Below are 26,115 nucleotides of genomic sequence, written 5' to 3'. Positions count from 1 at the left end.
CTGACCCGGTGCCCCGCCGTGTCGACCTCGAGGAACGGGGAAGCCTGGTGGCCGCGGCCTGCCTGCGGATCCTGGAGCGGGACGGCCTCAGCGCGCTGTCCGTGCGGAACGTCGCGGACGAGGCCGGCATCGCCCCGGCGTCACTCCGCCGCGTGTTCCCGACACAGCACGCCCTGCGCGAGCACTGCCTGACGATCATCGAGGAACGGGTCACCGTTCGGCTCGCCGCCCTGCGTTCGACGGGTCGTGCGCTCGCACTGGACGTCCTCGCCCAGGTGCTGCCGCTCGACGCCGAGCGCACGACCGAGATCCTGGCGCAGGTGCAGCTCGGCGTGCTCGCGCGCACCGACGACCACCTGGCCGCGAGTGCCCGACGCCTGAACGACGGGGTCCGCCGGGTGGGCACCCGGGCGCTGGAGATCCTGCGTGAGGACGGCGGCTTCGGCGACGGTCGCGACCTGACCGACGAGGTCGACCGGCTGCACGCGCTGATCGACGGGCTGGCGGTCGAGCACACGTGGGATCCGGCGGCACGTGCGCCCGAGCGGGTCCTGGCGCTCGTCGAACTGCACGTGGACAGCCTGCGCGGCGCGATCGCCTGACGCCTCAACGACCCCGGTAGACCTCGCGCCGGTGCCCGGCGCGCACGACGACGACCACGAGCCGCCCATCGTCGATCAGGTAGATCACGCGGTAGTCACCGACCCGGACACGCCATTCCGGGCTGTTGACGAGTCGACGAGCCGCGGGTGGACGTGGCTCGTCAGCCAGGATCGCGAGAACCCCTTCGACGAGTCGTCGGGCATGTGGCGGCAGTTTGCGGATGGCACGCCCCGCACTCGGCTCGAACTCGATGTCGTAGGTCATCCCAGACCGAGTTCGCGCCTGAGGTCCTCCCACTTGACGTTCTCGCCGCCGATGCGCTCGTTCTCGAGTCGGGCCTCTTCCACCGCCTTCAGGTCGTCCAGGTCCTCGGCCGCCTCGAGCAACCGGTCGAGGACGGCCGCGTCGACGACGGCTGCGACGCGCTTGTTGCGCCGGGTCAGGTAGACGGGTTCGTGCCGGGCGTCGTCGATGATCGACGCCAGGCGGCCACGGGCTTCGGAGATCGACACTTCGCTCACCTGTACATTCTAGAGCGTTTTGTACAAGTCAAACGAGTGCCGTGGTGCCGACCGACTCCCGTTCGAGCAGGGACCGCTTGACGTCGAGCCCCCACGCGAAGCCCCCGAGCGTGCCGTCCGAGCGCAACACCCGGTGGCACGGGACGAAGAGCGCCGGGGCGTTCCGGGCACACACGCTCGCCGCCGCCCGCACGGCGTCGGGCCGGCCCATCGCAGCCGCGAACCCGGTGTAGGTCAGGGTGCCGCCGGCGGGGATCCGGCGGAGCTGGCGCCACCCCTCGGTGAAGAGCTCCGTGCCGAACTGGCGCACGGGCACCTGCATGGCGTGCTCGACCTCGCCCGAGTAGAAGGCGTCGACCGCGTCGGCCGAGGCGACCACGCCGTCGAGCACCCGGTCGGGACGGTGGCGGTCGGCCAGACGGGCGAGGATCCGCTCGACGGAGTCGGTCCACCCGGACGCGAGGACCCTGCCCTCGGCGTCTTCGAGCACGGTGAACGCCCCGTCGGGGGTGTCCAGGATCTGGATGGTTGCGTCGGTCATCGGTCGTCCTTCCGGGGGTCCTCGGGGGCACGGGCTGCACGGGCGCCGGCGGTCGCGGTCATCGCGCGGTCGATGATCGGTCGCCAGCAGTGCATCGTGAGGTAGCTCCGCCAGGGGGCCACCTGCTCCGACCATAGGGAGAGCTCGCGCGCCGTTCCGGGCAGCCCGAGTTCCTGTGCACCGTTCCGCACGGCGAGGTCGCTGTGGAGGAAGATGTCGGGGTGGTGCCGGACCCGCAGCGCGACGTAGTCGGCGGTCCACGGCCCGATGCCCTTCACCGCGAGGAGTCCGTCGCGCAGGTCACCGAGGGACTGCCCACCGTCCACCACCAGGGACCCGTCGGCGAGCGCCGCCGCCACCCGCAGGATCGTGTCGACGCGGGCGGCGGGGCCGCGCAGCACCTCGTGCCCGCGTTCGGCGATCGCCACCGCGGACGGGAACAGCAGTCCGCCGGGCCGGATGGCGTCCGGCACCGTCGCTCCGAGTGCCGCCACGAGCCGGGTCTGCGCCGTGCGCGCCGCGGCCACCGAGACCTGCTGCCCGATCAGGGTGCGGAACACGATCTCGTGCGCGTCCACCGCGCCGGGGAGCCGGAGGCCGGGCACCCGCGCGACGGGTCCGGCGAGCTCGGGCACGGCTCCGAGGACGGCGTCGACGGCGACCGGGTCGGCGTCGAGGTCGAACAGCGCACGCACCCGCGCCACGAGCGCGGGCAGGTCGGAGAGGTCGGTGACCCGCACGCGCAGGTCGATCCCGGTGCCCCGCCCGGCCACGTCGGGGACGGCGGCCGACGCGCTGAACCAGCCCGGGCCTCCAGGCAGGTCGACCAGCCGCCCGTACGACGTGACCCGGCCCGTGGGGTCGGTGTCCACCTGCTCCGTGCCCGGCAGGGCGTGCAGCGCGTGCCAGTCGAGCAGGCCCTGCGCGTCGAACGGCGCCCGGGCCGGCAGGTGGACGTTCAGTGCGCCGTCGCCGCCGTCCGTGGCACCGTCGCCTCGCCCGGACCGCCGTGCGCGGAGCTCCGTCGGGGTGACGGCGAAGACCTCGCGCACGGTGTCGTTGAACTGCCGGACGCTGGCGAAGCCTGCGGCGAACGCGACGTCGGCGACGGGCAGGTCGGACGAGGTGAGCAGGGTCCGCGCGGTCTGCGCCCGGTGCGCCCGACTGAGCGCCTTCGGCCCGGCGCCCAGCTCGGCCGTCATGATGCGGTTGAGCTGCCGCTCCGAGTACCCCACACGCGCGGCGAGCCCGGGGACGCCGTCGCGCTCGACGACACCATCGAGGACGAGTCGCATCGCCCGGCCGGCGACGTCCTCGCGCAGGTCCCACTCGGGGCTGCCGGGGGTCGCCTCGGGCAGGCAGCGCTTGCAGGCGCGGAAGCCGGCCAGGTGCGCTGCGGCGCTCGTGCGGTAGAAGGTGACGCCGGAGACCCTCGGCGTGCGGGCCGGGCAGCTGGGCCGGCAGTAGATGCCGGTGGAGTGCACGGCGGTGACGAACTGGCCGTCGAAGCGCGCGTCGCGGGAGGCGACGGCGCGGTGCCGCTCGGCGTGCAGCGCGTCAGGCTGCGCGTCGGTGTCCGGGGTGGTCATGGACTCAGCCTGACATGCGCCGCCGACGTCGACTGGCGGGAATCGGACGGAGCAGCGCACGGCCGGGAGGCCCGGCTAGCGTTGACCGGGTGACTTCCGCAGACGACGTGGCCGGTCTCGACGACCTGCCGTTCCGGACCGAGGTCGAGGTCGCGCTGCTGCTTGTCTCGCCGCGGCACCGGTACGAGGGACGCCCGGCCGACGGCGCGCTGCCGGTGGCCGCGGACGATCCGGACGAGTCACGCGACCGGATCGAGCTGCGGGCCGGGCTGGGCATCGTCGGCGACCGGTACTTCGCGGCCCGGGCGCACGTGCACGCCTCGGTCACGGTGATCGGCCTGGAGGGTCTCGAGGCCGTCGGTCACGCGATCGGTGCCACGGTCGACCCCGCTGCGACCCGACGGAACGTGTTCCTGCGGGGCGCCGACGTCGAGGCACTGCGGGGCGAGCCGTTCTCGCTGGAGAGCGTGCTTCCCGGTGGTGACAGCGGCGGCGCCCTCGGTCGTGCCGTCCGGTTCCGTGGCTACCGCGCGGCGAACCCCTGCGCCTGGATGGACCACGAGGTGGCACCCGGGGCGTTCCGGGCGATGCGCGGCCGGGGCGGCGTGCGGTGCGACCCGGAGTCCGACGGTGTGCTCACCCTCGGTCCGGCGGTGCTCCGCACGGCCCGCCCCGTGACGCTCGGCTGACGCGGTCGCCGGACGGGGCGACCGCCCTGCGGCACAGTGCTCAGGCGGTGAGGGCGCTCTCGATCGCGTCGACGAACGCCGGCAGGTCGTCCGGGGTGCGGGAGGTGATGAAGCCGCCGTCGACCTGGACCTCCTGGTCGACCCACTCGGCACCGGCGTTGCGCAGGTCGGTCTGCAGCGACGGGAACGAGGTGACGGTCTTGCCGGACAGCACGCCCGCCTCGACGAGGGTCCACGGGCCGTGGCAGATCGCCGCGACCGGCTTGCTCGCCTCGGCGAAGGCCTGCACGAGCGTCGCCGCGCGGGACTCCTGGCGCAGCGTGTCGGCGTTGATCGTGCCGCCGGGGATCACGAGGGCGTCGAAGTCCTTCGCGTCGACACCGGCGATGGTGGTGTCCGGCTCGAGCGTCTGCCCCGGGTCCTTGTCGCCGACCAGGGTCTGGATCGTGCCGGTCTCCTTCGCCGCCACGGTCACCGAGGCACCGCGCTCACGCAGCTGCTCGGTGGGGACGACGATCTCGTCCTGCTCCACGCCGTAGTTCGTCGTGATGACGAGGACCTTCTTGCCGTCGAGGGTTGCCATGATCGCTCCTTCCGCGGCCCGGTCGTTCCGGCCGCACACCCGAGGGTCGTCGGGGTCGGCTGGGCAGGCCTCCAGGGGCGGCTCGGGGGTCCGTCCGGGCGGTCGCGACTCCCCGCTCAGGTCCGCCGGGTGGTCGCGAAGCGTCGGCTGGCGGCGGCGCAGCCGACGGTTCCTGACCACTGGGCGCGGGACGGGCGGGGTGTCCTGACCAGCCGGCGGGCGGGCGCGCCGGGCAGGCCGGGCGTCGCGCTCAGCCGCGGATGCGGAAGCCCTCGCCGTCACGCTCGACGGTCAGGCCGTCGTACCCGTGCACTCGGTGCAGGCCGGCCGTCACCGGGTGCTCGAGTGGACCGACGACGACCGTGGTCGCGCCGGAGGCGATGGCGGACTCCAGCCCGGCCGGGGCGTCCTCGAACGCCACGCAGTCGGTCGGGTCGAGGCCGAGCAGGGCAGCTCCGCGCAGGTAGCCGTCGGGGTGGGGCTTGCCGTGCTCGACGTCCTCCGAGGGCACGAAGGCCTCGGGCACGGCGAACCCGGCGGCCGCCATCCGGCCCGCGGCGAGGTCACGCGGTGCGCTCGTCACGAGGGCCACCGGGACGCCGAGTTCGACGAGTCGCTGCACGAAGGCGACGGCGCCGGGGATCTCGAGGATGCCCTCGGTGCTCGCGGTCTCCTCGGCGACGAGCTCCGCCGCGATCCGCTGCTGCTCGGCCAGGGGCAGGTCGGGCAGGAAGCGCCGCAGGGTGTCGATCGCCTGCCGCCCGTGCGAGAACGCGAGGATCTCGACGGGGTCGATGCCGTTCGCATGGCCGAACCGGGTCCAGGTCGCCTCGACCACCGCGGTCGAGTCGACGAGCGTCCCGTCCATGTCGAAGAGGACCCCGGACGCCACGATGTCGATCACGCGCCCGACCCTAGCCCACGGGGGTCAGCGCGCCCCGGCACCAGCGCGGACGGGTCAGCGCGCCCGGACGTACCGGGTGAGCAGCACGCCGCCGGCGCCGAGCAACACGTGCGCCGGTCGCATCCGCCGGAGTTCCGGCGAGGACCCCCGGGCGATGCGCGGCCCCTCCCCGCCCTCGAGCGACGGGTCGAGCGTCAGGGTCAGCTCGTCGACGGCGTCCGCGGCGATGAGCGCCCCGAGGAACGACGGCCCGCCCTCGCAGTGGATCATCCCGAGGCCACGGTCGGCCAACACGCCTCGGATCCGCCCGGCGTCCACCGAGTCCGGCTCGTCGTCCGCACTGCAGGGCACGACGTCGGCGACCTCGGCGAGTGTCTGGGCCTTCGACGACGCAGCCGCCGTCGCCGACGTCAGGACGATCGGGCGCACCGGCGCCTCGGTGAACACCCGAGACCCCGGGTCGAGCGACAGCGAGCCGGTGACGATCGCGAACACGGGGTGGTCCGGCTTGCCGTGCGCCCGACGCCAGGCGACGTCGGCGTCGTGCAGGACCATCGGCCCGTAGCCCTCGTCACGGACGGTGCCGGCGGCGACGAGCACGACGTCGGCCACCCGCCGGAGCAGGTCGAAGACGCGCAGGTCGTCGTCGCCGCCGAGCGACCCGGACACCCCGGCAGCCGAGGCCGAACCGTCGAGCGTCGCGACGAAGTTCACGCGGAGCCAGGGGGCCCCGGCGTCGGCGGTGTAGAGGTCGAGCAGGTCGTCGTCGGACAGGTCCGCGATCGACGGGGGCAGGACGTTCACGTGTTGTGCCTCGATTCCACGGGGGTGCGCCATCCGAGCGTGGCCTCGACCATGCGCATCGCGTCGACGCTCTCGGCGACGTCGTGCATCCGGACGATCCGGGCACCGAGCATCGCACTCACGGTCGCGACGGCGAGCGATCCGGAGAGCCGTTCCCCGCGGGGGCGTCCGAGCGACTCCCCCACGAAGTCCTTGTTCGACACCGCGGCGAGGACCGGGTAGCCGAGCGCGACGACCTCGGGCAGCCGACGGGTGAGCTCGAGGGTGTGCACGGTGTTCTTGTGGAGGTCGTGGCCCGGGTCGACGATGATCCGCGACTCGGGGATGCCCGCGGCGAGCGCCCGGTCGACCCGTTCGCGCAGGAACGCGACGACCTCGCCCGCGATGTCGCCGTACTGCGGCGGTGCCGGCAGGGGCCGTCGGGGTTCCGCGAGGGAGTGCGTGATGACGACGGTGGCCTCGGAGTCGGCGACCACGGCGGCCATCCGCGGGTCGGACAGGCCGGTGGTGTCGTTGACGACGGTCGCCCCGGCTGCGATCGCCGCTGCGGCGACCTCCGGGCGGAAGGTGTCGACGCTGATGACGACGTCGGACTGCTGGGCGAGCTGCTCGACGACGGGGACGACGCGGTCGATCTCGTCGGAGGCGGGCAGTTCCGGACCGGGGGCGAACTTGACGCCGCCGATGTCGACCCAGTCGGCGCCCTGTTCGGCTGCGCGCACCGAGGCGGCGACGGCCCGGTCGAGCTCGAAGGTGGCGCCGCGGTCGTGGAACGAGTCGGGGGTGCGGTTCACGATCGCCATCACGGCGATGCGGTGGTCGAAGTCGATGGTGCGGCGGCCGAACGTCCGGACCGGGTGGCGCAGGTCCGGCACGACCCAGCCGGGGCTGGCCGTGCCGGGTCCGGCCGCGCCGTCCAGGAGGCCCGTCATGCGTCCGCCCCGGCACGCTCGTCGTGCCCGGCCTCGGTCCCACGCCCCGCGCCGATGAGCGCGATCGCCTCGGCCCGTCCTGCGGTGTCGGCCAGCGAACCGGTCGCCGCCACCGTCACGGTCGTCGAACCGGTCTGGCGCTCCCCACGCGTCGTGACGCACTGGTGCTGCGCGTCGAGGACCACGAGGACGCCCTCGGCGCCGAGCCCCTCGGCGATGGTCGCGGCGACCTGTTCGCCGAGTCGCTCCTGCAGCTGCGGACGGGAGGCCACCGCGTCGAGCACCCGTGCCAGCGTGCCGAGCCCGATGAGGCGGTCGCCCGGCGCGTACGCCAGGTGCGCGACCCCGAGGAACGGCAGCAGGTGGTGCTCGCAGACGGAGCGGAACTTCACGTCCCGCACGATGACGAGCCGACCGCGTTCGCCGTCCTCGGCGTGCACGGTGCCGTCCCGGGCGATGGCGACCGCGTCGGTGCCGATCCCGGAGAAGAACTCGGCGTACGAGTCGGCGACCCGGGCGGGGGTGCGGGTGAGTTCCGGGCGGTCGGGATCCTCGCCGATGGCGAGCAGCAGCTCGCGGACGGCGGCCTGCACACGGGCGCGGTCCATGGGTGACGTCACCCGCTCATCCAACACCAGCCATGGCCGGAGAACGCGGGCAGACGCCCAGCGCGAGGTGCGCGATCCGCGTGGAACGGGCCTCCCGGCTGTCACAACCTGTGAGACCGGTGTGACACGCCCGAAACCCAGCGTCCTTTAAACTCTCGTGGTGAGCGCCCCGCAGACCGACACCACGCCCCGGAACCGCTTCGCGACCGGCCTCGATCGATTCTTCTCCATCACGCAACGCGGATCGTCGATCCCCCGCGAGGTCCGCGGTGGCCTCGTCTCGTTCGTGACGATGGCGTACATCGTCATCCTGAACCCCCTCATCCTCGGCGGGTTCAGCGCCGACCAGGCCGCCAAGGACGTCAGCGGCGGATGGCTCGAGAACGCTCAGGTGGCCGCGGCGACCGGCCTCGTCGCCGGCGTCATGACCATCGCGATGGGCATCATCGCGAACCTGCCGTTCGGCATCGCCGCGGGGCTCGGGATCAACTCGTTCCTCGCCGTCAGCGTCGTGCACCAGGTCACCTGGGCCGAGGCGATGGGGCTGGTCGTCATCAACGGTGTGATCATCGTGATCCTCGCGCTGACCGGCATCCGGACGATGATCTTCACCGCCGTCCCGGCCCAGCTCAAGGCCGCGATCACGGTCGGCATCGGCCTGTTCATCGCCTTCATCGGGCTCGTCGACTCCGGCTTCGTGCGGTCCTCCGGGCTCGCGTCGCCGCCGCTGCAGCTCGGCGAGGACGGCTCCGTCGGGGCCCTGCCGACCATCGTGTTCCTGATCGGCCTGATCATCATCGGCACGCTCATGGCCCGCCGGGTCAAGGGTGCGCTGCTCATCGGCATCGTCGCGACCACGATCATCGCGATCATCCTGCAGGCGATCTTCCAGGTGCCCACCTCGGTCGACTCGAAGACCGGCTGGAACCTCAACGCCCCCGGCCTGCCGAGCGCACTGTTCGCCGTGCCGGACCTGTCGCTCGTCGGCCACGCCGACGTCTTCGGCGCCTTCACCCGCATCGGCCCGCTCGCCGCGTCGATGCTCGTCTTCACCCTCGTCTTCACCAACTTCTTCGACGCCATGGGCACCATGACCGGTCTGGCCAAGGCCGCCGGTGTCGCGAAGCCGGACGGCACGTTCCCCCGCCTGAAGTCGGCGCTCGTCGTCGAGGGCGTCGGCGCGATCGCCGGTGGCGGCGCGTCGGTGTCGTCGAACACCGTCTTCATCGACTCGGCCTCCGGCATCGGCGAGGGCGCCCGCACGGGCATGGCCTCGGTCGTCACCGGCCTGCTGTTCCTGGCGTCGATGTTCCTCACGCCGCTCACCCAGGTCGTCCCGCTCGAGGTCGCCGCCGCCGGGCTCGTCGTCGTCGGTGCGCTCATGGTCGCGCAGGTCGCGGACATCTCGTGGTCGGACTTCGGCTCGGCCCTGCCGGCGTTCCTGACGATCGTCGTCATGCCGCTGACCTACTCGATCGCGAACGGCATCGGCGCCGGCTTCATCAGCTGGGTGCTCATCAAGCTGCTGTCCGGCCGTGGCCGTGAGGTCTCGTGGCTGCTCTACGTCGTCGCCGCGGGCTTCCTGCTGTACTTCGCGCGGGGGCCGCTGGAGGCGCTGCTCGGCGTCGGCTGAGGCTTGCTGCTGGGCCTTGCTGATCCGGGTCTGGCTGGACCTGGCGCAAGACGCCGTCGTGTCATCGAGACGCCGCCGAATCCGGCGGCGTCTCGACGTTTCCGGGGCGTCTTCCGCAGGACGCCGGCGTCTTCCGCAGGCCTGGAGGCCCGTGCTCAGTCCGGCAGGTCGCTCGGCGTCGCCTCGTGGTGGCGCTGGTCCTGGGTGCGACGGTCTTCCTTCATGCCCGCCTCGAACAGGTGGCGGCGGCCCTGCACGAGCTCGTCGCGCGCCGTGCGCTCGAGCTCCTTGGCGAGGGCGTAGTAGCCGTCGTCGTAGTCCTCGACGATCTGGAACGTCCAGCGGCCCGCGATGACGTTGCGGCCCACGAGTTCGGTGTCGATGCGCTCGGCGAGTTCGGTGTGCCCGGCCTTCCGCAGCTGCTCGACCGCCTCACCGAGGTTCAGGTCAGCGGTGCCGGTCAGTCGGTGGAACCCGTAGAGCAGGCCGCGGGCGTGCTCGATGACCTCGACCGCGGCGGACAGGCTGCCGAGTGCCTCGACCGTGGCCTCGGACACCCCCTCGGGAACCTGGTGCTGCGCGTCGGGGCCCTGTGCGTCGTTCGTCATGGGTCCCGTCTACACGACGACTGCCGAGGCCGAGCGCAGTCACTTCGTCTGGTTGGGGTGGTGGGTGTGCACGTCGGTGATGCACACCACCCGGTCATCCACGTCGACCGTGAACCAGATCCGGGCGCCGCGCTTCAGCTCGAACTGACGACGCGTCCACTCCCGGCCAGAGTGTCGAACCACACCGAGTTCCCCGCGCAGGGCGTGGCAGGACAGGTCCTCGGTCAACGGATCCGTGGTCAGCCGATCCCACGCGGCAGCGACTGCGTTCCGCTGCACCGCCACCACGTCGCGCCACCCCTGTTCCGCGCCACGTGTCCCGAAGACGATCGTGTACTCCGTCGAACGGATCGGCCGGGGGACCCCGCCGCGCCGGCCCGCCACCGCGTCAGGGCTTCTCGACGCGGATCGGCTCGGCGAGGATCTCCGGCTCTCCGGTGTCCCAGCCCGCGGCGATCGCCTCGGCACTGTTGCGCCACGCCTGCATCTCGAGCAGGAGTCTGCGCGGCTGCCGGAGCGAGAACGAGCCACGGGCGACGTCGACGATCTCCCGGGCGAAGCGCTGCTGGTCTGCGGCGCTGAGGAGCTTGATCCACGGGTACGGGATCGCCAGCCGATCGTGGAGTGGCAGTTGCTCGTTGAGCGTCACCGCGGCGATGAGCTGCGCCGCGATGTCGAGCACTGCGTCGTCGTCGTCGGAACGTTCCTTCGTGGTGAGGACGAGGGGCTTCCCGTCGCGACGGGTGACCTCGAGCGGGGCTTCCTCGGCGGCAGCGAACACCTGCTTGGCGTGGCGTGAGAGGTCAGAGGACTGCACCGACCGTCGGGATCGGGGCGGAGCGACGAGCGTCATGGATCGAGCCTATTCAGAACGTGTTCTGAATGCAACGGTCAGTTGCGACGTCGGAGGTCGGCACCTACCATTCGAACACACGTTCGAACGAGGAGACCCGATGATGATCACCGACACGGCCGCCACGGTGTGGTGGGCCGAGGGCACGCCGACGCGGCTCGTGTGGGCCGGACGGCGCTGGCGGGTGAGCGACACCCCCACCCGGCTGACCGTGACGCGCGCCGAGCTGCCCACCGCGATCACCCACGCGCCCGAGCGCACGGCGGGCTGGCGGTTCCAGGCGACCAGCGACGACGACGGTGAGGCCCTGGTGGTCGACATCGTGCCGCAGGGTGCCGGTTGGGGCGTGGCCCGCACGTGGACGTGAGCGGCCCGGACCGCTACCGTCCCGGACATGGACAGGTGGGTGGCGCTGCTGCGCGGGGTCAACGTGAACGGCATCACGATCCGGAGCGCTGAACTCGCGGAGCTCTTCCGAGGGCTCGGGTTCGACGACGTCCGCACCGTGCTCGCCTCGGGCAACGTCGTGTTCTCCGCCGACGTGCCCGCCGAGCAGCTCAAGACGTCGATCGAGCAGGGGCTGCGCGACCGGTTCGGCTACGACGCCTGGATCGTGCTCGTCCGGCACGACGCCCTGGCGGCCGTGGTCGACGGGTTCCCCTTCGCGCGTGCCGACGAACGGCACGACTACGTCGTGTTCGGGTCCGACGACGGTGCGCTCGACGCCTTGGTCACGGACCTCGAACTCGACGACTCGGTCGAGCAGGTCGCCCGCGGGAACGGGGTCGTCTACTGGTCCTGCCCGAAGGGGTCGAGCACCGACACCGTGTTCGCCAGGCGGGCCGGCGCCGCACGCTACAAGCGCACGACGACGACCCGCAACACGAACACCCTGCGGAAGCTCCTGTGACGCTCGGCACCCTGCACCACGTCGAGCTCCGCACCGCCGACCTCGACACCGCCGTCGGCGCCTGGGGCTGGCTGCTCGGCGAACTCGGCTACGAGCCGTTCCAGCGCTGGGAGCACGGCCGGAGCTGGCGGCTCGGCCCGTTGTACGTCGTGCTCGAATCGGCACCGCTGGACGGCGATCACGACCGCCGCCGACCGGGGCTCAGCCACCTGGCGTTCCACGCCGGTACTGCCGAGACGGTGGAGCGACTCTGGGCCGAGGCTCCCGATCACGGCTGGACCCACCTGTACGAGGACCGGCACCCGTTCGCCGGTGGCCCGGAGCACCACGCGGCCTTCCTCGAGGACGCCGAGCGGTTCAAGGTCGAGCTCGTCGCCAGCTGACGGCGACGCTGCGGCGGCTCAGGCCTGCGGCGGCTGCCCGTTGCTCGCCATGGTGCCGCCGTCCACCGGCAGGACCGCGCCCGTGATGAACGAGGCCGCGTCGCTGGCCAGGAACAGGATCGCCTCGGCGACCTCGGCAGAGCGACCCCCGCGGCCGAGGGCGATGCGCTCGGTGAACTTCGACTGCAGGGCCTCGTCCTCCGCCTGCTCCTGGGTGAGGTCGGTCCAGATGAGTCCCGGAGCGACGGCGTTCACGCGCACGCCGAACTGCCCGTTGTCGAGGGCAGCCGCCTTGGTGAAGTTCGTCACGCCGCCCTTCGCCGCGTTGTAGGGGCTCATCCGCCAGTCGGCGTCCTCACCGGAGACCGACGACGTGTTGACGATCGACCCCTTCGTCTCGCGCAGGAACGGCAGGGCCGCCCGGGTGCCGTAGAACACACCGGACAGGTCGGTCTCGATGACCCGGCGCCACTCGGCCGTGCTGATGTCGGTGATGTCGCCCGAGCTGAAGGTCCCGGCGTTGTTCACCAGGACGTCGAGCCGGTCGAAGCGGTCGATCGCCGCCGAGACGACGGTCTCCCAGTCCTCCGGGCTCGCCACGTCGGCGTGCAGGGCGACGACCCGGTGCGTCGGCAGGGAGTCACCCACCGCGCGGACCTTCTCCTCGACGCTGTCGGTCAGCACGACCGACGCGCCCTCGTCGATGAACGCCCGCGCCGTCGCCTCACCGATGCCGGACCCTGCGCCCGTGACGATCGCGACCTTGCCCTCGAACCGGTTGCCCATGATGTCTCCTCTCGTTGCACGAACCGTGCCCGGGGAGACGCCATCGACCCGAGGGGCACGGCAGACCACGGTGCCCCGGGCCGGCTGGACGCGCTCGGAGGCGCGGGAACACCCCGACATGCACGACGCCCCGGCACAGCGAGGCTGAGCCGGGGCGACGAGCGGACGTGAGGAGGCGTCAGCCGGTCGAGTCGTCGAGGTCGAAGTCGCGCTCCAGGGAGATCGTCGGGATCGACGCGGTGATGACCGAGCCGTCCGCACGCAGCGTGCCCTGGATGTCGCTCGTGGTCGGGGCGTGCCCGGACATGCGCGGCCCGTGGTGCGGCAGCGGCACCACGGTGGGCTCCCCCGCCTCGATGTCCCACTGCTGGTTGTGCACCCACACCGTGAAGCCCGAACCGGTCTCGACCGTGAGCGTCATGGCTTCCTGCTCGAGGTCGACCCGGACCCGCGATCCGCGCACCGTCAGACGGTAGGACAGACGGTCCCAGTGCTTCGGCAGCCGCGGGTTGAAGCTCATCCGGCCGCCGTGGTCGCGCATGCCGCCGAAGCCGTTGACGAGCGCACCCCAGATGCCACCGGTCGACGCGATGTGCACGCCGTCCGAGGTGTTGCCGTGCAGGTCCGCCAGGTCGACGTAGAGCGCGGTCTGGAAGTACCGGTCGGCGAGGTCGTGGTACCCGACCTCGGCCGCCATGATCGACTGCACGACCGCGGACAGCGTCGAGTCACCGGTGGTGAGTGCGTCGTAGTAGTCGAAGTCGCGACGCTTCTCGGCCGCCGTGAACTCGTGCCCCTGCAGGAACAGTGCGAGCACGACGTCGGCCTGCTTCAGCACCTGGAACCGGTAGATGACCAGCGGGTGGTAGTGGAGCAGCAGCGGGCGCTTGGACTCGGGGGTGTTCTCGAGGTCCCAGAGTTCCTTGTCGAGGAACTGGGCGTCCTGCGGGTGGATGCCACGGTGCGGGTCGAAGGGGATCTCCATCGACTCGGCGGCGTGCTCCCACTCGACGAGCTCGTCCGGCTGCAGACCGGTCCGGCGCACCATGCGGTCGTACTCTTCGGCGTCGTCGGCGGCGAGCTCGCGGCAGGCGTTGACGGCGAACCACAGGTTCGCCCGCGCCATGACGTTCGTGTAGAGGTTGTCGTCGACGACGGTCGTGTACTCGTCCGGCCCGGTGACGCCGTCGATGTGGAACTTCTTGTCGCCGTTGGACCGCCAGAACCCGAGGTCGGCCCAGAGCCGGGCGGTCTCCACGAGCACGTCGATGGCGCCGCGCTTCAGGAACTCGCGGTCGCCCGAGGCCCGCACGTACTGCATGAGCGCATGCGAGATGTCGGCGTCGATGTGGTACTGCGCGGTGCCGGCGGCGTAGTACGCGCTGGACTCTTCACCGTTGATCGTCCGCCACGGGAACAGGGCGCCGCGCTGGTTCAGCTCGCGCGCCCGAGCCCGTGCCGCGTCGAGCATGTTGTAGCGGAAGCGCAGGGCGTTCCGGGCGACGATCGGCGCCGTGTACGACAGGAACGGCAGGACGTAGATCTCCATGTCCCAGAAGTAGTGGCCGCCGTAGCCGGAGCCGGTGACCCCCTTCGCGGCGATGCCGTGGCCGTCGGTGCGGGCGGTGGCCTGCGCGAGCTGGAAGAGGTTCCAGCGGACGGCCTGCTGGATCGCGGGCTGACCGGCGATCTCGACGTCGCTGCGGGCCCAGTAGTCGTCGAGCCAGTCGCGCTGCTTCGCGAAGGTCTCGTCGACGTTCTCGGCGTGCGCGCGGTCGAGCGTGCGGTCGCACCGGTCGGCGAGCTCGCGCACGGGCACCCCGCGGGAGGTGTGGTACACCACGTGCTTCACGAGCCGGATCGGCTGCCCGGCGCGGGCCTGCACCCGGTAGACGTGCTTCGCCAGGTCGTCCTCGATCGACGACGACTCGTCCCAGCTGTTCTCGGTCTCGATGTGGTGCTCGACGCCGACGCAGATCGTCATGCCGGAGCTGGACGCCTGGTACCCGAGGACCGAGCGGCCGCCGGTGCTGCGCTTGAGCTTCGGCACGAGCACCCGCTCGGTGAACGACTCGGCCTTGCGGGGGTCGAAGGCGTTCGCCGCGGCCCGCATGCCGGCGTGGTACTCGTCCTGCACGTCCTGGCGGTTGAGGATCTGGCTGGACAGCAGGATCGAGGCGTCCGCGTCGAGCACGGTGACCTCGTAGTCGATGACGGCGAGGTGCCGGTCGGTGAACGACACGAGTCGACGTGCTCGGATGAGCACCCGCTTGCCGGACGGCGTCGACCACTCGGTCTCGCGGAACAGGTAGCCGCCGCGGAACTCCAGCCGACGGGTGTGCCGGAGGATGTCGGCCTCGGCCAGCACGAGCGGCTCGTCGTCGACGTAGAGGCGGATGACCTTGGCGTCCGGCGCGTTGATGATCGTCTGCCCGGTCTTCGCGAAGCCGAAGGCGTCTTCCGCATGCCGGATCGGCCAGGTCTCGTGGAACCCGTTGATGTACGTGCCGTACTGCACGCCGCCACGGCCTTCGTCGAGGTTGCCTCGCAGGCCGAGGTACCCGTTGCCGACGGCGAAGTTCGTCTCGGCGACGCCCTGCTCGTCGGGGGTGTACTCGGTCTCGACGAGGGCCCACTCGTCGATCGGGTAGCGGACGCGGTCGAGGGGGTCCGAGGTGATGGGGTTCATGCTGCTCCGTGGGAAGGGAGGGAGATGGGTGCGTCGGTGCGGCCGGCAGCCAGGGAGCGTCCGGCCGGGTGGCCTACGTCGTGCTGGTGGCCGGTGCGGGCAGCTGGTCGATGAGTTCGTCGAGGTCGGACACGACGACGTCGGCACCGTGCTCGCGCAGGGCGTCCGCCCCGGCACCGCGGTCGACACCGACGACGAGACCGAACGAACCGTTGCGGCCGGCTTCGACCCCGCTGGTGGCGTCCTCGACCACGACGCACTCGGCGGCGGTGAGTCCGAACCGGGTCGCCGCGTCGAGGTAGGTGTCGGGAGCGGGCTTGCCGGTCAGGCCGTCCTGGCGCGCGACGAGCCCGTCGACGACGACGGGGAACCGGTCGAGGATGCCCGCCGTCCGGAGCACCGACGTGGCGTTCGCCGAGCTGGAGACGACCGCGACGGACATGCCTGCGGCGATCGCGGCGGTCAGGAACCGGAGCGACCCCGGGTAGGGCTCGACGCCGTGCTCGTCGAGCTCGGCGGTGAACTCCGCGTTCTTCCGGTTGCCGAGCCCGCACACCGTGTCGGTGTCGGGTGCGTCGTCCGGGGTGCCCTGCGGCAGGTCGATGCCGCGCGACTCGAGCAGCGAGCGCACGCCGTCGTAGCGGGGCTTGCCGTCGATGGAGGTGAAGTAGTCCTGCTCGGTGTACGGCGCGACCCCGTGTGCTTCGAGGTACGGCGTGAAGAGTCGGCTCCACGCGCGCATGTGCACGTCGGCGGTGGGGGTGAGCACACCGTCGAGGTCGAACAGGAGCGCGCGCTGGTCACTGAGTCGCGCGGGCGTGCGCTGGTCCTGCGTCGTCATCTGCGGTCCTCCGGGGACTGGTGGTGGACGAATGGCTCGCGACGAGTCTAGGACCGCTCCAGTCCGGACGTTCCGACGCGCCGCACCCTGTGGAGCGAGTTCACCGGCCGCTCCGCTGTGCAGGGAGGACCCCCGCCACGGCGCACCTGTGAGGCCTCTGAGACACGCCCCGGCACGCTGACCCGGACGAAAGGCACCACCATGACCAGCGACACCACGGCCGCACCCCACGACGGCACGCAGTCGAAGCTCCGCCAGGCGATCACCGGCCCGCTGCTGTTCCTCTTCATCCTCGGCGACGTGCTCGGTGCCGGCATCTACGCCCTGATGGGGACGCTGGCGAAGGACGTCGGCGGTGCGCTCTGGGCACCGCTGGTGCTCGCGCTCCTGCTGGCCCTGCTCACCGCGGGCTCCTACGCCGAACTCGTGACGAAGTACCCGAAGGCCGGCGGTGCCGCGGTCTTCGCCGAACGCGCCTACAAGGCGCCGATCGTCTCGTTCCTGGTCGGGTTCAGCATGCTCGCCGCCGGCGTCACGAGCGCCGCCGGTCTGTCGCTCGCCTTCGCCGGCGACTACCTCGGCACGTTCGTCGACCTGCCGCCCGTGCCCACCGCGATCGTCTTCCTCGCCCTGATCGCCTGCCTGAACGCCCGCGGCATCTCCGACTCGCTCAAGAGCAACGTCGTGATGACGATCATCGAGGTCTCCGGCCTGGTCATCGTGATCGTGGTCGTGGCCGTGATGCTCGGCGGTGGCGGCGGTGACGTCTCCCGGATCGGCGCGTTCCCGTCCGAGGCGAACCCGGCCCTGGCGACCCTGAGCGCCGCGATCGTCGCCTACTACTCGTTCGTCGGCTTCGAGACGTCCGCCAACATCGCGGAGGAGGTCCGCGACCCCCGCCGCGTCTACCCGAAGGCCCTGTTCGGTGCCCTCGCCACGGCCGGTGTCGTCTACGTCCTCGTCGCCCTCGCCAGCGCGATCGCCCTGCCCGCGTCGGAGCTGTCCGAGTCCAGCGGCCCGCTGCTCGCGGTCGTCTCCGCCACCGGCGTCCCGATCCCGGACTGGGTCTTCAGCCTCATCGCCCTGGTCGCCGTCGCGAACGGCGCACTGCTCACGATGATCATGTCGAGCCGCGTGACCTACGGCATGGCCGAGCAGCGGCTCCTGCCCGCCCTGCTCGCGAAGGTCCTGCCGAACCGGAAGACCCCGTGGACCGCCATCGTCGCCACCACGGTCGTCGCGATGCTCCTGACCCTGGTGGGCGACGTGGGCGTGCTGGCCGAGACCGTCGTGCTCCTGCTGCTCTTCGTGTTCATCAGCACGAACGTCGCCGTCCTGGTGCTCCGCCGCGACCACGTCGAGCACGACCACTTCCGGGTCTGGACGTTCGTCCCGGTGCTCGGGGTGCTGTCGTGCATCCTGCTGCTGACGCAGCAGAGCGGTCAGGTCTGGCTCTACGCCGCGATCCTGCTCGCCGTCGGCGTGGTCCTGTACTTCGTCGCCCGGTTCACCGGGCGCCGTTCCGGACGCGACCACGAGGCGGGCGTGATCCACTGACGTCACGCACCACGGGCCTCCAGGCAGACCGTCTGGAGGCCCGTGGTACGTCCGCCGGTCCGCCCGCGTGATCAGCGCAGGTCGCGCACCCAGGCCTCGATCGCGTCCGCGATCTGCTGGCGGGCATCAGCACGGCTGATGGTCGCCGTGCGGTCGCCCGGCTGGTCGCCGTAGGCACCGAAGTCGGCGTGGTTCGACCCCTGGATCTCGGTCATGGTGGCGGTCGACGGCAGCTTGTCCCGCGCGGCGTCGACCTTGGCCGGCGTCGACAGGCCGTCACGCGAACCGGAGACGCTCAGCACGTCGATGTAGGAGCGGCTGATGTCGTTCGCGCAGTAGCTGCCGAGCAGCAGCAGGCCGTCGGCGTCCTGGGCGAGCTGGCACGCGCGGACCCCGCCGAGGGAGTGCCCGCCGACCCCCCAGCGGGTGACCGAGGGCGCGTGGGCCTCGAACGTGGCGAGCGGCCGGGTGTCGAAGAACGCGAGGTTCAGCGTCGGCTTCGTGATGACCACCGTCGTGCCGTTGGCGACCACCTGCCGGAACGTGGCCATGTAGGCGTACGGATCGACCTTCGCGCCGGGGATGAAGACGATCCCGACCCCGTCGGCCTGGCCGGTCGGGGTCATCACCACCGAGTCACCGGCGTCCCGGACCGCGATCCGGTCGTCGCGCCAGACCTGCAGGGCGGCGCTGCGGGTGCCCTGCATGACGATGTGCGCCCAGACGAGGAACACCACCGCGATCAGCACGACGACGGCGACGATCCAGGTGGTCCAGCGCAGCGCTCGGTTCATGTGGCCACCGTACGGCGCATCCGGACCTCGGTCCGACCGTCCGGCAACGGATCGCCGGGTTCGTCGCGGGCGCTGAAGCCGACTCGCTCGTAGGCGCGGCGGGCGACGGCGTTGTCGGGCAGCACCGAGAGTTCGAGTTCGGTGGCTCCGGAGGTCGCCGCCCACACGGCGATCGCGTCGATGAGGGCGCGGGCAACACCGCGGCCGCGCGCTGCCGGGTCGACCCACATCGAGATGAGCTCGGCGGGGCCGTCGGGGCCGGTGGGTGGGATCCCGCTGGCCATCCCGACGACCGTGCCGGGAACCTCGGCAGCGGTGTCGACTGCGAGCAGGTCGAGCGCTCCCGGGATCGACAGGCGGGTGCGCCACCGGTGTTCGGGTGCGTTCGCCCAGTCCTGCAGCGTCGAGCCGAAGGCGTGCGGGGCATCGGCGAGCGCGCGGAGGCGCACGGGTCGCCAGGCTTCCCAGTCGTCGGCGGTCGCGCGGCGCAGTTCGATCCCCACGGCCCGACGCTACCGCGGGGCGGGGTGTGACCGCAGGGGCGGGAGCCAGTGAGCAGAAGACGTCGGGTGCGGTGGTCGCACTCGACGTCTTCTGCTCACTCGTTGACCGTCGCCCGAAGCGGGCGACTGGGACGCGCTACTTGATGGCGGCGCGGATCTCGGCGGCTGCTGCGCCGACGTCCGAGGCGCTGTAGATCGCGCTGCCGGCGACGGCGATGCGGGCACCGGCCTCCTGCACCGAGGCGACCGAGGACGCGTTCACGCCGCCCGCGATCGAGAACGGGACGCCCGAGTCCTTGCCGGCGTCGAGCAGGGTCGAGAACGTGAAGCCCTCTTCCGCCTGCTCGTCGAGCCCGGCGTGGACCTCGACGAACTCGGCGCCGAGCGCGACGACCTCGCGGGCGCGGGCGGCCTTGTCGGAGACGCCGATCAGGTCGACGACGATGCCCTTGCCGTGCTTCTTGGCGGCCTTGACGGCGCCGACGATCGTCGAGTCGCCGGCGACACCGAGGACGGTGACCAGGTCGGCACCGGCCGAGAAGGCGATGTCGGCCTCGAGCTCACCGGCGTCCATGGTCTTGAGGTCGGCGAACACGATCTTGTCCGGGTGTGCTTCCTTGATCGCGGTGACGGCGGACAGGCCGGCACTCTTGATCAGGGGCGTGCCGAGCTCGAGGACGTCGACGTGCGGCGCGGCCGCGGCGGCGAGCTCGAGGGCGGCTTCGGTGGTCAGGGTGTCCATGGCGAACTGGAGCTGCATGGGTGTGCCTTTCATTCGAGGTTGGCGTGACGGGGCCAGAGGTCGTCGGCGGACTGCCCGCCTCGGGTCCACAGGGTGTGGAACACGGCGTCGCCCACCAGGGCGACCGCCTGTTCGAAGAGGCCACCGGCGTACTGGGCCGAGGCGGTGCCGGAGCGGTCGGTCTTCGTCGCGGCGGGCAACACGATCGTGACGTCCGCCAGCTCGGAGAGCGGGGAGTCATCGGTGGTCGAGAGCGCCACGACGGATGCGCCGACCTCGTGCGCGGTGCGCGCGGCCTGCACGATGCCGGTGGTCGTACCGGAGCCGCTCGCGACGAGGAGCAGGTCACCCTGACGGATCGCCGGGGTGGTGACTTCGCCGACGACGTGGGCGTCGAGCCCGAGGTGCATGAGGCGCATCGCGGTCATGCGGAGGGCGAGGCCGGAGCGACCGGCGCCGTGGACGAACACCCGGTCGGCGCCCTCGATCAGGTCGAGTGCGCGCTGGGCCGGAGCGTCGTCGAGGCGGGCTGCCAGGTCGCCGACCTCGCGGACGACCAGGTCGAGCGCTGCGGAGACGGTGGTTGCTGCCATGCCCTCGATCCTTCCGTCGCATGCCTCGGCACGCCGCTACCCGCCCCGGCAGGGACCCCATCCCATCGGGTGGGCCCGTCCGCTCGGGTGGGACGGGTACGGTCGCGTCCATGGACGCATCGGTCGACACCCTGGAGGCCCGGGGCGGCTCCGCCATCCGGCTCGCGGCCGCCGAGCACGCCCGCACGGTCGCCGAGCAGGCGGACCGGCACGCGCTGACCCTCGAGTCCGTCCTCGCCGTGCTCCGGTCGTCGCGGGTCACCGACGCGGCTGCCCGGGCGGAGGCCGTCGAGATCGCCTCGGCCGCCCTCGTCGACCTGCGCACCGTGACCGATCAGCAGCGGAGCACCCTGCTCGAACCCGTCACCGGCGCGTTCTCGCGGTTGCGCGCCGACCTGCGACCGCTCGTGCGCTTCGGGGACCTCGACGTGCAGTTCGTCGAACCGCCGGCCACCGGCCGTGCGTTGCCGGGCGACGTCGCCCACGCGGCCCGGGCGATCGTGCGGACCGCGGTGCTCGCCCTGGTCGACGACGGTGCGGCGAAGCGGGTGCGCATCCAGTGGGACTGCGACGGCCGGAACCTGCTCATGCAGCTCCGCGACGACGGCTCCGGCACGCTCGACGTGCACGACGACGCCATGCGGCCGATCGCGGAGCGGGTCGTCACGCTCGACGGCCGGGTGCAGGTCGCGAGCACGCCCGGCTGGGGATCGGTGCTCGACATCTCACTGCCGCTCGACCCGCGGCCGACCGAGGTGGACGCGGTCGACGACGGCGACCTGACCCCGCGGGAGCGCGACGTCCTGCGGCTCGTGGCGACCGGTGTCGGCAACCGGGAGATCGCCGAGGGACTCGGCATCAGCGTCAACACCGTGAAGTACCACGTGGCGAACCTGCTCCGGAAGCACGGCGCCCGGACCCGGGCCGAGCTCGCGGCGTTCAGCTCCCGGGCGTGAACCGACGGGACCGCGACGAGGCGTCCCGACGAGACCGCGACAACGGGTACCGACGTTCGAGCGCGGGCTCGACGACGGTCGCCATCAGGAACTGGGAGAGCAGCCGCCCACCCGCCCAGTAGATGGGGATGACGAAGATCGCGGCGCCCGGCCAGATGCGCGAACCGATGAGTGCCAGGGTGCCGAGCGTCACGACGATGCCGACGCCGGAGTACAGGTACTGCCAGCCGCGCGAAGCGGCGTCGCGCTGCGCCTGCTCCCGCTCGGCACGCTCGTCGAGACCGCGCACCCCGGGGTCGAGCGACGCCGGCTCCTCGGTGGCGAACAGGTCGCGCACGGGGACCTCGAGGGCCGTGGCCACCGCGGACAGCGACTCGAGGCTCGCGTCGTTGCCGCTCTCCATCCGTTGCACCGTCCGCACGGCGATGCCGCTCGTCTCGGCCAGTCGTTCCTGGGTCCAGCCCCGCAGTCGTCGGAGTTCACCGATCCGCATCTCGTTCATGTCCTGAACAGTAGGGAACCGCGGAACGGTGCACCACGACAGGGACCCGCCACCGACACGACAGCTTCCCGCCAGTCCCCCGACAGCGGCGGGTTCCTACGCTCCGGGGGCGAAGCGGTAGCCCATGCCGGACTCCGTCACCAGGTAGCGCGGGTGCGCGGGGTCGGGCTCGAGCTTCCGCCGCAGCTGGGCCATGTACAGCCGCAGGTACCCGGAGTCGTTGCCGTGCGTCGGCCCCCAGACCTCGGTCAACAGCATCTCGCGGGTCATCAGCCGGTCGGGGTTCGTGACCAGGACCTCGAGCAGGCGCCACTCGGTGGGCGTCAGGCGGATCGCGGGGCCCTCGGCCGGGGTGACCTGCTTCGCGACGAGGTCCACGAGCAGCGGTCCGATGGCGATCGTCGGGGTCTCCTCGGACGCCACCACCCGGCGCCGTCCGAGTGCCCGCAGCCGGGCGAGGAGCTCGTCCATCTGGAACGGCTTCGTCACGTAGTCGTCCGCACCGGCGTCGAGCGCGTCGACCTTGTCCGACGAGTCGGTGCGCCCCGAGAGCACGAGGACCGGCACCTGCGACCAGGCCCGGACGCCCTCGAGCACCCCGATCCCGTCGAGCCGGGGCATGCCGAGGTCGAGCAGCACCAGGTCGGGGCGCTCGGTGATGACGGCGTCGATCGCCTCGCGCCCGTCCCGAGCCGTGACGACGTCGTACCCGCGCGCCGAGAGCGTCACCGACAGCGCGCGGACGAGCTGCGCGTCGTCGTCAGCGATCAGGACCTTCATCGGATCTCCACTCCCACGTGCCCGGCGATCGGCAGCCGCACCACGACGGTGAGCCCACCGCCCGGGGTGTCGTCGACCTCGATCGTGCCGCCCATGCCCTCGGTGAACCCGCGCGCCAGGGCTAGCCCGAGCCCGAGGCCGGTCTCGTTGTCGGTGTCACCGAGCCGCTGGAACGGCTGGAACACCTCGTCGCGGCGGTCCTCGGGGATGCCGGGGCCGTGGTCGGCGACGCGGAGCTCGACACCGCCGGCGAACGCGCTCGCGGCGACCCGGACGTGGGTGCCGTCCGGTGCGTACCGGGCGGCGTTGGCGAGCAGGTTCACGACGACGCGCTGCAGCAGGACCGGGTCGGCGAGCACCGGCGGCAGGTCCGCGGGCAGGTCGAGGTCGACGTCGTCGGGGCCGAGCTCCAGCTCGTCGAGCGCCGGCGCGACCACCGTCTCGAGCGCGATCGCCGCCGGGGTGACCGCGAGGACTCCGGCCTGCACGCGGCTGACGTCCAACAGGTCTGCCAACAGCACCGCCAGCTGACCGAGGCTCTCGTCGGCGGTCGCGAGCAGCGCCTCCCGGTCGGCCCCGGACAGGTCGATGTCGGACGCACGCAGCGTCTGCACGGCGGCGGAGGCCGCGGCGATGGGTCGGCGCACGTCGTGGCCGACGGCCGCGAGCAGCGCGCTCCGGACCCGGTCGGCGGCGGCGATGCGCTCGGCGCCGACGGCGGTGCGGGTCAGCTCCCGGTGCTCGACGGCGGCGTCGAGCTGCTGCTCGACGACCCGCAGCAGCCGGCGCTGGGTCGGGTCGTCGGGCGCACCGGCGAACTCGAGCACGGCACCGGACGCGAGCGTCGTCGACGCGTCCGGCGTCGCACCGAACTCGCCGGAGGTCGCCGGCACCTCGTCACCCTGGCGGATCCGGACCCCGACGAAGCCGAAGGCTTCACGGGTGCGGTCGAGCAGTGCCTGCAGGGCGTCGTCGCCGCGGAGCACGCTGCCGGCGATGCCCATCAGGAGCCCGGACTCGGCCGAGGCCCGACGGGCGGCACGTGAACGGCGAGCGGACCGGTCGACCACGAAGCTGACCAGCACCGCACTGATCACGTACATGACCAGGGCGAACAGGTGCCACGGCTGCTGGACGGTGACCATGTAGAGGGGTTGCACGAAGAAGTAGTCGAGGCTCAGCCCGGACAGCACGGCCGTGAAGACCGCCGGCCACATCCCGCCCACGAGCGCCACGACGAGGACGAGCAGCTGGTACGCCAGCACGTCCACCGTGATGGCGTCCGGATCGCTGCCGATCGACAGCACCCACGTGAGCAGCGGCCCGACCAGGACCGACAGGACGAACGCGGCGACCACCCGGCCGCGGGACAGGCTGCCGCCGAGCTTGGGCAGGGTGATCCCGCCGCCGGCGCGCTCGTGCGTGACGACGTGCACGTCGATGTCGCCGGACTCGCGGATCACGGTGTTGCCGATCCCCGGACCGGTCATCGCGGCAGCGAGTCGGCTGCGGCGGCTGACCCCGATCACGATCTGGGTGGCGTCGATCGACCGCGCGAACCGCACGAGCGTGCTCGGCACGTCGTCGCCGACGACCTGGTGGTACGTGCCACCGAGCTGCTCGAGCAGGGTCCGCTGCTTGCCGAGCGCGCCGGGGTGCCGGACGCGCAGGCCGTCGTTCGTCGTCACGTGCACGGCGGCGAGTTCCCCACCGGCGCTGCGGGCGGCGATCCGGGCGCCGCGGCGCAACAGGGTCTCGCCCTCGGGGCCGCCGGTCAGGGCGACGAGCACGCGCTCCCGGGTCTCCCACCGGTGCTCGATGCCGTGCTCGGCGCGGTAGGCCTTGAGCGCGTCGTCGACCTCGTCGGCGAGCCAGAGCAGGGCGATCTCGCGCAGTGCGGTGAGGTTGCCGAGGCGGAAGTAGTTCGACAGCGCGGCGTCGATCCGGGCCGCCGGGTACACGAGCCCGTCGGAGAGCCGTTCGCGCAGCGCTGCCGGGGCCAGGTCGACGACCTCGATCTGGTCGGCCGCGCGCACCACGGCGTCGGGGACGGTCTCGCGCTGCACGGTGCCGGTGATCTCGCGGACCACGTCGCCGAGGGACTGCATGTGCTGCACGTTGACGGTCGAGATGACGTCGATGCCAGCGTCCCGCAGTGCCTCCACGTCCTGCCAGCGCTTCTCGTTCGGGCTCCCCGGGGCGTTCGTGTGCGCGAGTTCGTCGACCAGCGCGACCTCGGGTGCCCGGGCGATGACGGCGTCGAGGTCGAGGTCGTCGAGGTCGACGCCCCGGTGCGAGACGGTGCGGCGGGGCACGACCTCGAGCCCGTTCACCAGTGCTGCGGTGGCGGCGCGCTCGTGCGTCTCGACGACGGCGACGACCACGTCGCGACCCTCGTCGAGCAACCGACGCCCCTCTTCGAGCATCGTGTAGGTCTTGCCGACACCGGGCGCCGCACCGAGCAGGACCCGCAGCTTCCCGCGCTTCACGTGCTCATCCTCTCGCGTCCGGGGGTCGGTCTCCGCAAGACACCGGTGTTCACCTGTCGCACCGCGGATTGCGGGTGTTCGACGTGCGAGCACCGGTGTCTTGCGGAGGGGCCACCCACGGTCAGGAGGACTTCGCCAGGGCCAGGTTCAGCGACAACACGTTCACGACGGGCTCGCCGAGGAACCCGAGCTGCCGCGACTCGGTGTGCGACGCCACGAGCTGCCGCACGGTGGCGACGGACAACCCCCGAGCCGAGGCCACTCGAGCCGCCTGCTGGGACGCGTAGGCCGGGCTGATGTCCGGGTCGAGCCCCGAACCGGATGCGGTCACGGCGTCGGCAGGCACCTGCGCGGCGGGGACCCCGTCGGCCTTCGCCAGCGCCGCACGACGCTCCTCGACGGCCTTGAGCAGGTCGGCGTTGTTCGGCCCGAGGTTCGAGCCGGAGGACGCCCCCGCGTCGTAGCCGTCCCCGGCGGCGGACGGCCGGGACTGGAACCAGCGGTCGGCCTGCTTGCCCGTGAACGACTGCCCGATCAACGAGGAACCGACGACCTCGCCGGACGAGTCCGTGACCATCGAACCGTTGGCCTGGTCGTGGAACGCCGCCTGGCCGACGCCCCAGACGGCGAGCGGGTAGCCGACGCCCAGGACGACGGTGGCGACGAGGGTGAGGCGGATGGCCACACCGGCGGAACGGAAGGTGGAACGTGCAGATGCCATG

31 protein-coding genes are annotated in these 26,115 nt (G+C 72.0%); 8 read left to right on the top strand and 23 right to left on the bottom strand.

The genetic code is table 11. The annotated features are described in order from the left end of the window. The first annotated feature begins 8 nt into the window (after positions 1 to 8). The gene (locus DEJ06_RS03650) at positions 9 to 602 is read left to right on the top strand and encodes a TetR/AcrR family transcriptional regulator (protein WP_111038460.1); all 594 of its coding nucleotides are present in this window, start codon (positions 9 to 11) and stop codon (positions 600 to 602) included. Between the two features lie 4 nt (positions 603 to 606). On the opposite strand, the gene DEJ06_RS03645 is transcribed toward DEJ06_RS03650, so the two are convergent. The 4 genes from DEJ06_RS03645 to DEJ06_RS03630 are packed head-to-tail and all read right to left on the bottom strand — an operon-like array spanning position 607 to position 3,254. Further along, a complete protein-coding gene (locus DEJ06_RS03645) occupies positions 607 to 867 on the bottom strand; it encodes a type II toxin-antitoxin system RelE/ParE family toxin (protein ID WP_071250103.1) in 261 nt (86 codons plus the stop codon). Next, positions 864 to 1,124 carry a type II toxin-antitoxin system prevent-host-death family antitoxin gene (locus tag DEJ06_RS03640; RefSeq protein ID WP_071250100.1) on the bottom strand — a complete coding sequence of 87 codons (261 nt, stop codon included), beginning with the start codon at positions 1,122 to 1,124 and terminating at the stop codon, positions 864 to 866. The genes DEJ06_RS03645 and DEJ06_RS03640 overlap by 4 nt, the downstream gene beginning before the upstream one ends. Before the next feature lie 28 nt (positions 1,125 to 1,152). Next, on the bottom strand, positions 1,153 to 1,665 hold the full coding sequence (locus DEJ06_RS03635) for a methylated-DNA--[protein]-cysteine S-methyltransferase (protein ID WP_111038459.1): 513 nt from the start codon (positions 1,663 to 1,665) through the stop codon (positions 1,153 to 1,155). Next, positions 1,662 to 3,254: an AlkA N-terminal domain-containing protein gene (locus DEJ06_RS03630; RefSeq protein ID WP_111038458.1), complete on the bottom strand. Its 1,593-nt coding sequence runs from the start codon at positions 3,252 to 3,254 to the stop codon at positions 1,662 to 1,664. Before DEJ06_RS03630 ends, DEJ06_RS03635 begins: the two co-directional genes overlap by 4 nt. A gap of 89 nt (positions 3,255 to 3,343) precedes the next feature. Here DEJ06_RS03630 and DEJ06_RS03625 point away from each other — a divergent pair, with 89 nt between their 5' ends. Then, positions 3,344 to 3,943, top strand: a complete 600-nt coding sequence (locus DEJ06_RS03625; RefSeq protein WP_258372385.1) for a molybdenum cofactor biosysynthesis protein — start codon at positions 3,344 to 3,346, stop codon at positions 3,941 to 3,943. Between the two features lie 40 nt (positions 3,944 to 3,983). Here DEJ06_RS03625 and DEJ06_RS03620 read toward each other — a convergent pair whose 3' ends face one another. From DEJ06_RS03620 to folE, 5 genes are all read right to left on the bottom strand, one after another. After that, on the bottom strand, positions 3,984 to 4,526 hold the full coding sequence (locus DEJ06_RS03620; RefSeq protein ID WP_027466778.1) for a type 1 glutamine amidotransferase domain-containing protein: 543 nt from the start codon (positions 4,524 to 4,526) through the stop codon (positions 3,984 to 3,986). A 250-nt stretch (positions 4,527 to 4,776) separates the two neighbouring features. Continuing rightward, entirely contained in the window at positions 4,777 to 5,430 is a 654-nt protein-coding gene (locus DEJ06_RS03615; protein WP_111038456.1) for an HAD-IA family hydrolase, read from the bottom strand. Positions 5,431 to 5,484: 54 nt separating this feature from the next. Beyond that, entirely contained in the window at positions 5,485 to 6,234 is a 750-nt protein-coding gene (locus DEJ06_RS03610; RefSeq protein WP_258372384.1) for a pyrimidine reductase family protein, read from the bottom strand. Next, complete coding sequence (gene folP, locus DEJ06_RS03605; protein ID WP_111038454.1) at positions 6,231 to 7,166, bottom strand: dihydropteroate synthase; 936 nt, start codon at positions 7,164 to 7,166, stop codon at positions 6,231 to 6,233. The genes DEJ06_RS03610 and folP overlap by 4 nt, the downstream gene beginning before the upstream one ends. Then, entirely contained in the window at positions 7,163 to 7,774 is a 612-nt protein-coding gene (gene folE, locus DEJ06_RS03600; protein WP_111028935.1) for a GTP cyclohydrolase I, read from the bottom strand. The genes folP and folE overlap by 4 nt, the downstream gene beginning before the upstream one ends. A gap of 157 nt (positions 7,775 to 7,931) precedes the next feature. Between folE and DEJ06_RS03595 the strand changes: the two genes are divergently transcribed. Further along, positions 7,932 to 9,407 (top strand): NCS2 family permease, encoded by a 1,476-nt coding sequence (locus tag DEJ06_RS03595; RefSeq protein WP_027466783.1) that lies wholly within the window; start codon positions 7,932 to 7,934, stop codon positions 9,405 to 9,407. A 155-nt stretch (positions 9,408 to 9,562) separates the two neighbouring features. Here DEJ06_RS03595 and DEJ06_RS03590 read toward each other — a convergent pair whose 3' ends face one another. From DEJ06_RS03590 to DEJ06_RS03580, 3 genes are all read right to left on the bottom strand, one after another. Continuing rightward, positions 9,563 to 10,015: a hypothetical protein gene (locus tag DEJ06_RS03590; RefSeq protein WP_017887957.1), complete on the bottom strand. Its 453-nt coding sequence runs from the start codon at positions 10,013 to 10,015 to the stop codon at positions 9,563 to 9,565. Positions 10,016 to 10,054: 39 nt separating this feature from the next. After that, positions 10,055 to 10,303, bottom strand: coding sequence for a hypothetical protein (locus DEJ06_RS03585; RefSeq protein ID WP_220038343.1), 249 nt, complete (start codon positions 10,301 to 10,303; stop codon positions 10,055 to 10,057). A 100-nt stretch (positions 10,304 to 10,403) separates the two neighbouring features. Further along, positions 10,404 to 10,868, bottom strand: a complete 465-nt coding sequence (locus DEJ06_RS03580) for a hypothetical protein (RefSeq protein ID WP_027466785.1) — start codon at positions 10,866 to 10,868, stop codon at positions 10,404 to 10,406. Positions 10,869 to 10,971: 103 nt separating this feature from the next. Here DEJ06_RS03580 and DEJ06_RS03575 point away from each other — a divergent pair, with 103 nt between their 5' ends. The 3 genes from DEJ06_RS03575 to DEJ06_RS03565 are packed head-to-tail and all read left to right on the top strand — an operon-like array spanning position 10,972 to position 12,161. Continuing rightward, positions 10,972 to 11,235: a hypothetical protein gene (locus DEJ06_RS03575; protein WP_258372584.1), complete on the top strand. Its 264-nt coding sequence runs from the start codon at positions 10,972 to 10,974 to the stop codon at positions 11,233 to 11,235. A gap of 27 nt (positions 11,236 to 11,262) precedes the next feature. Next, complete coding sequence (locus DEJ06_RS03570) at positions 11,263 to 11,778, top strand: DUF1697 domain-containing protein (RefSeq protein ID WP_111038452.1); 516 nt, start codon at positions 11,263 to 11,265, stop codon at positions 11,776 to 11,778. Beyond that, on the top strand, positions 11,775 to 12,161 hold the full coding sequence (locus DEJ06_RS03565) for a VOC family protein (protein WP_111038451.1): 387 nt from the start codon (positions 11,775 to 11,777) through the stop codon (positions 12,159 to 12,161). The genes DEJ06_RS03570 and DEJ06_RS03565 overlap by 4 nt, the downstream gene beginning before the upstream one ends. An 18-nt stretch (positions 12,162 to 12,179) precedes the next feature. Here the strand turns inward: DEJ06_RS03565 and DEJ06_RS03560 are convergent, their stop codons facing one another. The 3 genes from DEJ06_RS03560 to DEJ06_RS03550 all read right to left on the bottom strand — a co-directional run bounded on the left by DEJ06_RS03560 (position 12,180) and on the right by DEJ06_RS03550 (position 16,477). Further along, positions 12,180 to 12,947 (bottom strand): SDR family NAD(P)-dependent oxidoreductase, encoded by a 768-nt coding sequence (locus DEJ06_RS03560; protein ID WP_071406210.1) that lies wholly within the window; start codon positions 12,945 to 12,947, stop codon positions 12,180 to 12,182. Between the two features lie 178 nt (positions 12,948 to 13,125). Next, positions 13,126 to 15,636: a glycoside hydrolase family 65 protein gene (locus DEJ06_RS03555; protein ID WP_111038450.1), complete on the bottom strand. Its 2,511-nt coding sequence runs from the start codon at positions 15,634 to 15,636 to the stop codon at positions 13,126 to 13,128. 73 nt (positions 15,637 to 15,709) lie between these two features. Then, positions 15,710 to 16,477, bottom strand: a complete 768-nt coding sequence (locus DEJ06_RS03550; RefSeq protein WP_071406212.1) for an HAD family phosphatase — start codon at positions 16,475 to 16,477, stop codon at positions 15,710 to 15,712. Positions 16,478 to 16,678: 201 nt separating this feature from the next. Here DEJ06_RS03550 and DEJ06_RS03545 point away from each other — a divergent pair, with 201 nt between their 5' ends. Then, a complete protein-coding gene (locus tag DEJ06_RS03545; RefSeq protein WP_111023338.1) occupies positions 16,679 to 18,034 on the top strand; it encodes an APC family permease in 1,356 nt (451 codons plus the stop codon). Positions 18,035 to 18,105: 71 nt separating this feature from the next. Here the strand turns inward: DEJ06_RS03545 and DEJ06_RS03540 are convergent, their stop codons facing one another. From DEJ06_RS03540 to hxlB, 4 genes are all read right to left on the bottom strand, one after another. Then, a complete protein-coding gene (locus DEJ06_RS03540) occupies positions 18,106 to 18,828 on the bottom strand; it encodes an alpha/beta hydrolase (protein WP_111028931.1) in 723 nt (240 codons plus the stop codon). After that, positions 18,825 to 19,331: a GNAT family N-acetyltransferase gene (locus DEJ06_RS03535; protein ID WP_111023340.1), complete on the bottom strand. Its 507-nt coding sequence runs from the start codon at positions 19,329 to 19,331 to the stop codon at positions 18,825 to 18,827. The genes DEJ06_RS03540 and DEJ06_RS03535 overlap by 4 nt, the downstream gene beginning before the upstream one ends. Positions 19,332 to 19,467: 136 nt before the next feature. Then, entirely contained in the window at positions 19,468 to 20,091 is a 624-nt protein-coding gene (gene hxlA, locus DEJ06_RS03530; protein WP_071406215.1) for a 3-hexulose-6-phosphate synthase, read from the bottom strand. An 11-nt stretch (positions 20,092 to 20,102) separates the two neighbouring features. Next, a complete protein-coding gene (gene hxlB / locus DEJ06_RS03525) occupies positions 20,103 to 20,666 on the bottom strand; it encodes a 6-phospho-3-hexuloisomerase (protein WP_111038449.1) in 564 nt (187 codons plus the stop codon). 110 nt (positions 20,667 to 20,776) lie between these two features. On the opposite strand from hxlB, the gene DEJ06_RS03520 reads away from it, so the two are divergent. Then, positions 20,777 to 21,622: a LuxR C-terminal-related transcriptional regulator gene (locus DEJ06_RS03520; protein WP_071406217.1), complete on the top strand. Its 846-nt coding sequence runs from the start codon at positions 20,777 to 20,779 to the stop codon at positions 21,620 to 21,622. Here the strand turns inward: DEJ06_RS03520 and DEJ06_RS03515 are convergent. From DEJ06_RS03515 to kdpC, 4 genes are all read right to left on the bottom strand, one after another. Continuing rightward, positions 21,606 to 22,124, bottom strand: coding sequence for a helix-turn-helix domain-containing protein (locus tag DEJ06_RS03515; RefSeq protein ID WP_111038448.1), 519 nt, complete (start codon positions 22,122 to 22,124; stop codon positions 21,606 to 21,608). The genes DEJ06_RS03520 and DEJ06_RS03515 overlap by 17 nt on opposite strands. Positions 22,125 to 22,220: 96 nt before the next feature. Then, positions 22,221 to 22,904: a response regulator gene (locus DEJ06_RS03510; protein ID WP_027466795.1), complete on the bottom strand. Its 684-nt coding sequence runs from the start codon at positions 22,902 to 22,904 to the stop codon at positions 22,221 to 22,223. After that, complete coding sequence (locus tag DEJ06_RS03505) at positions 22,901 to 25,393, bottom strand: ATP-binding protein (RefSeq protein WP_111038447.1); 2,493 nt, start codon at positions 25,391 to 25,393, stop codon at positions 22,901 to 22,903. Before DEJ06_RS03505 ends, DEJ06_RS03510 begins: the two co-directional genes overlap by 4 nt. A 121-nt stretch (positions 25,394 to 25,514) precedes the next feature. Next, positions 25,515 to 26,114 (bottom strand): K(+)-transporting ATPase subunit C, encoded by a 600-nt coding sequence (gene kdpC, locus DEJ06_RS03500; RefSeq protein ID WP_111038446.1) that lies wholly within the window; start codon positions 26,112 to 26,114, stop codon positions 25,515 to 25,517. Between the last annotated feature and the right edge of the window lies 1 nt (position 26,115).

The organism is Curtobacterium sp. MCLR17_051 (assembly GCF_003234395.1).
Taxonomy (GTDB): Bacteria; Actinomycetota; Actinomycetes; order Actinomycetales; family Microbacteriaceae; genus Curtobacterium; species Curtobacterium flaccumfaciens.
Note: the sequence above shows the minus strand (reverse complement) of the source record. Positions and strands in the feature narration are given on the sequence as shown.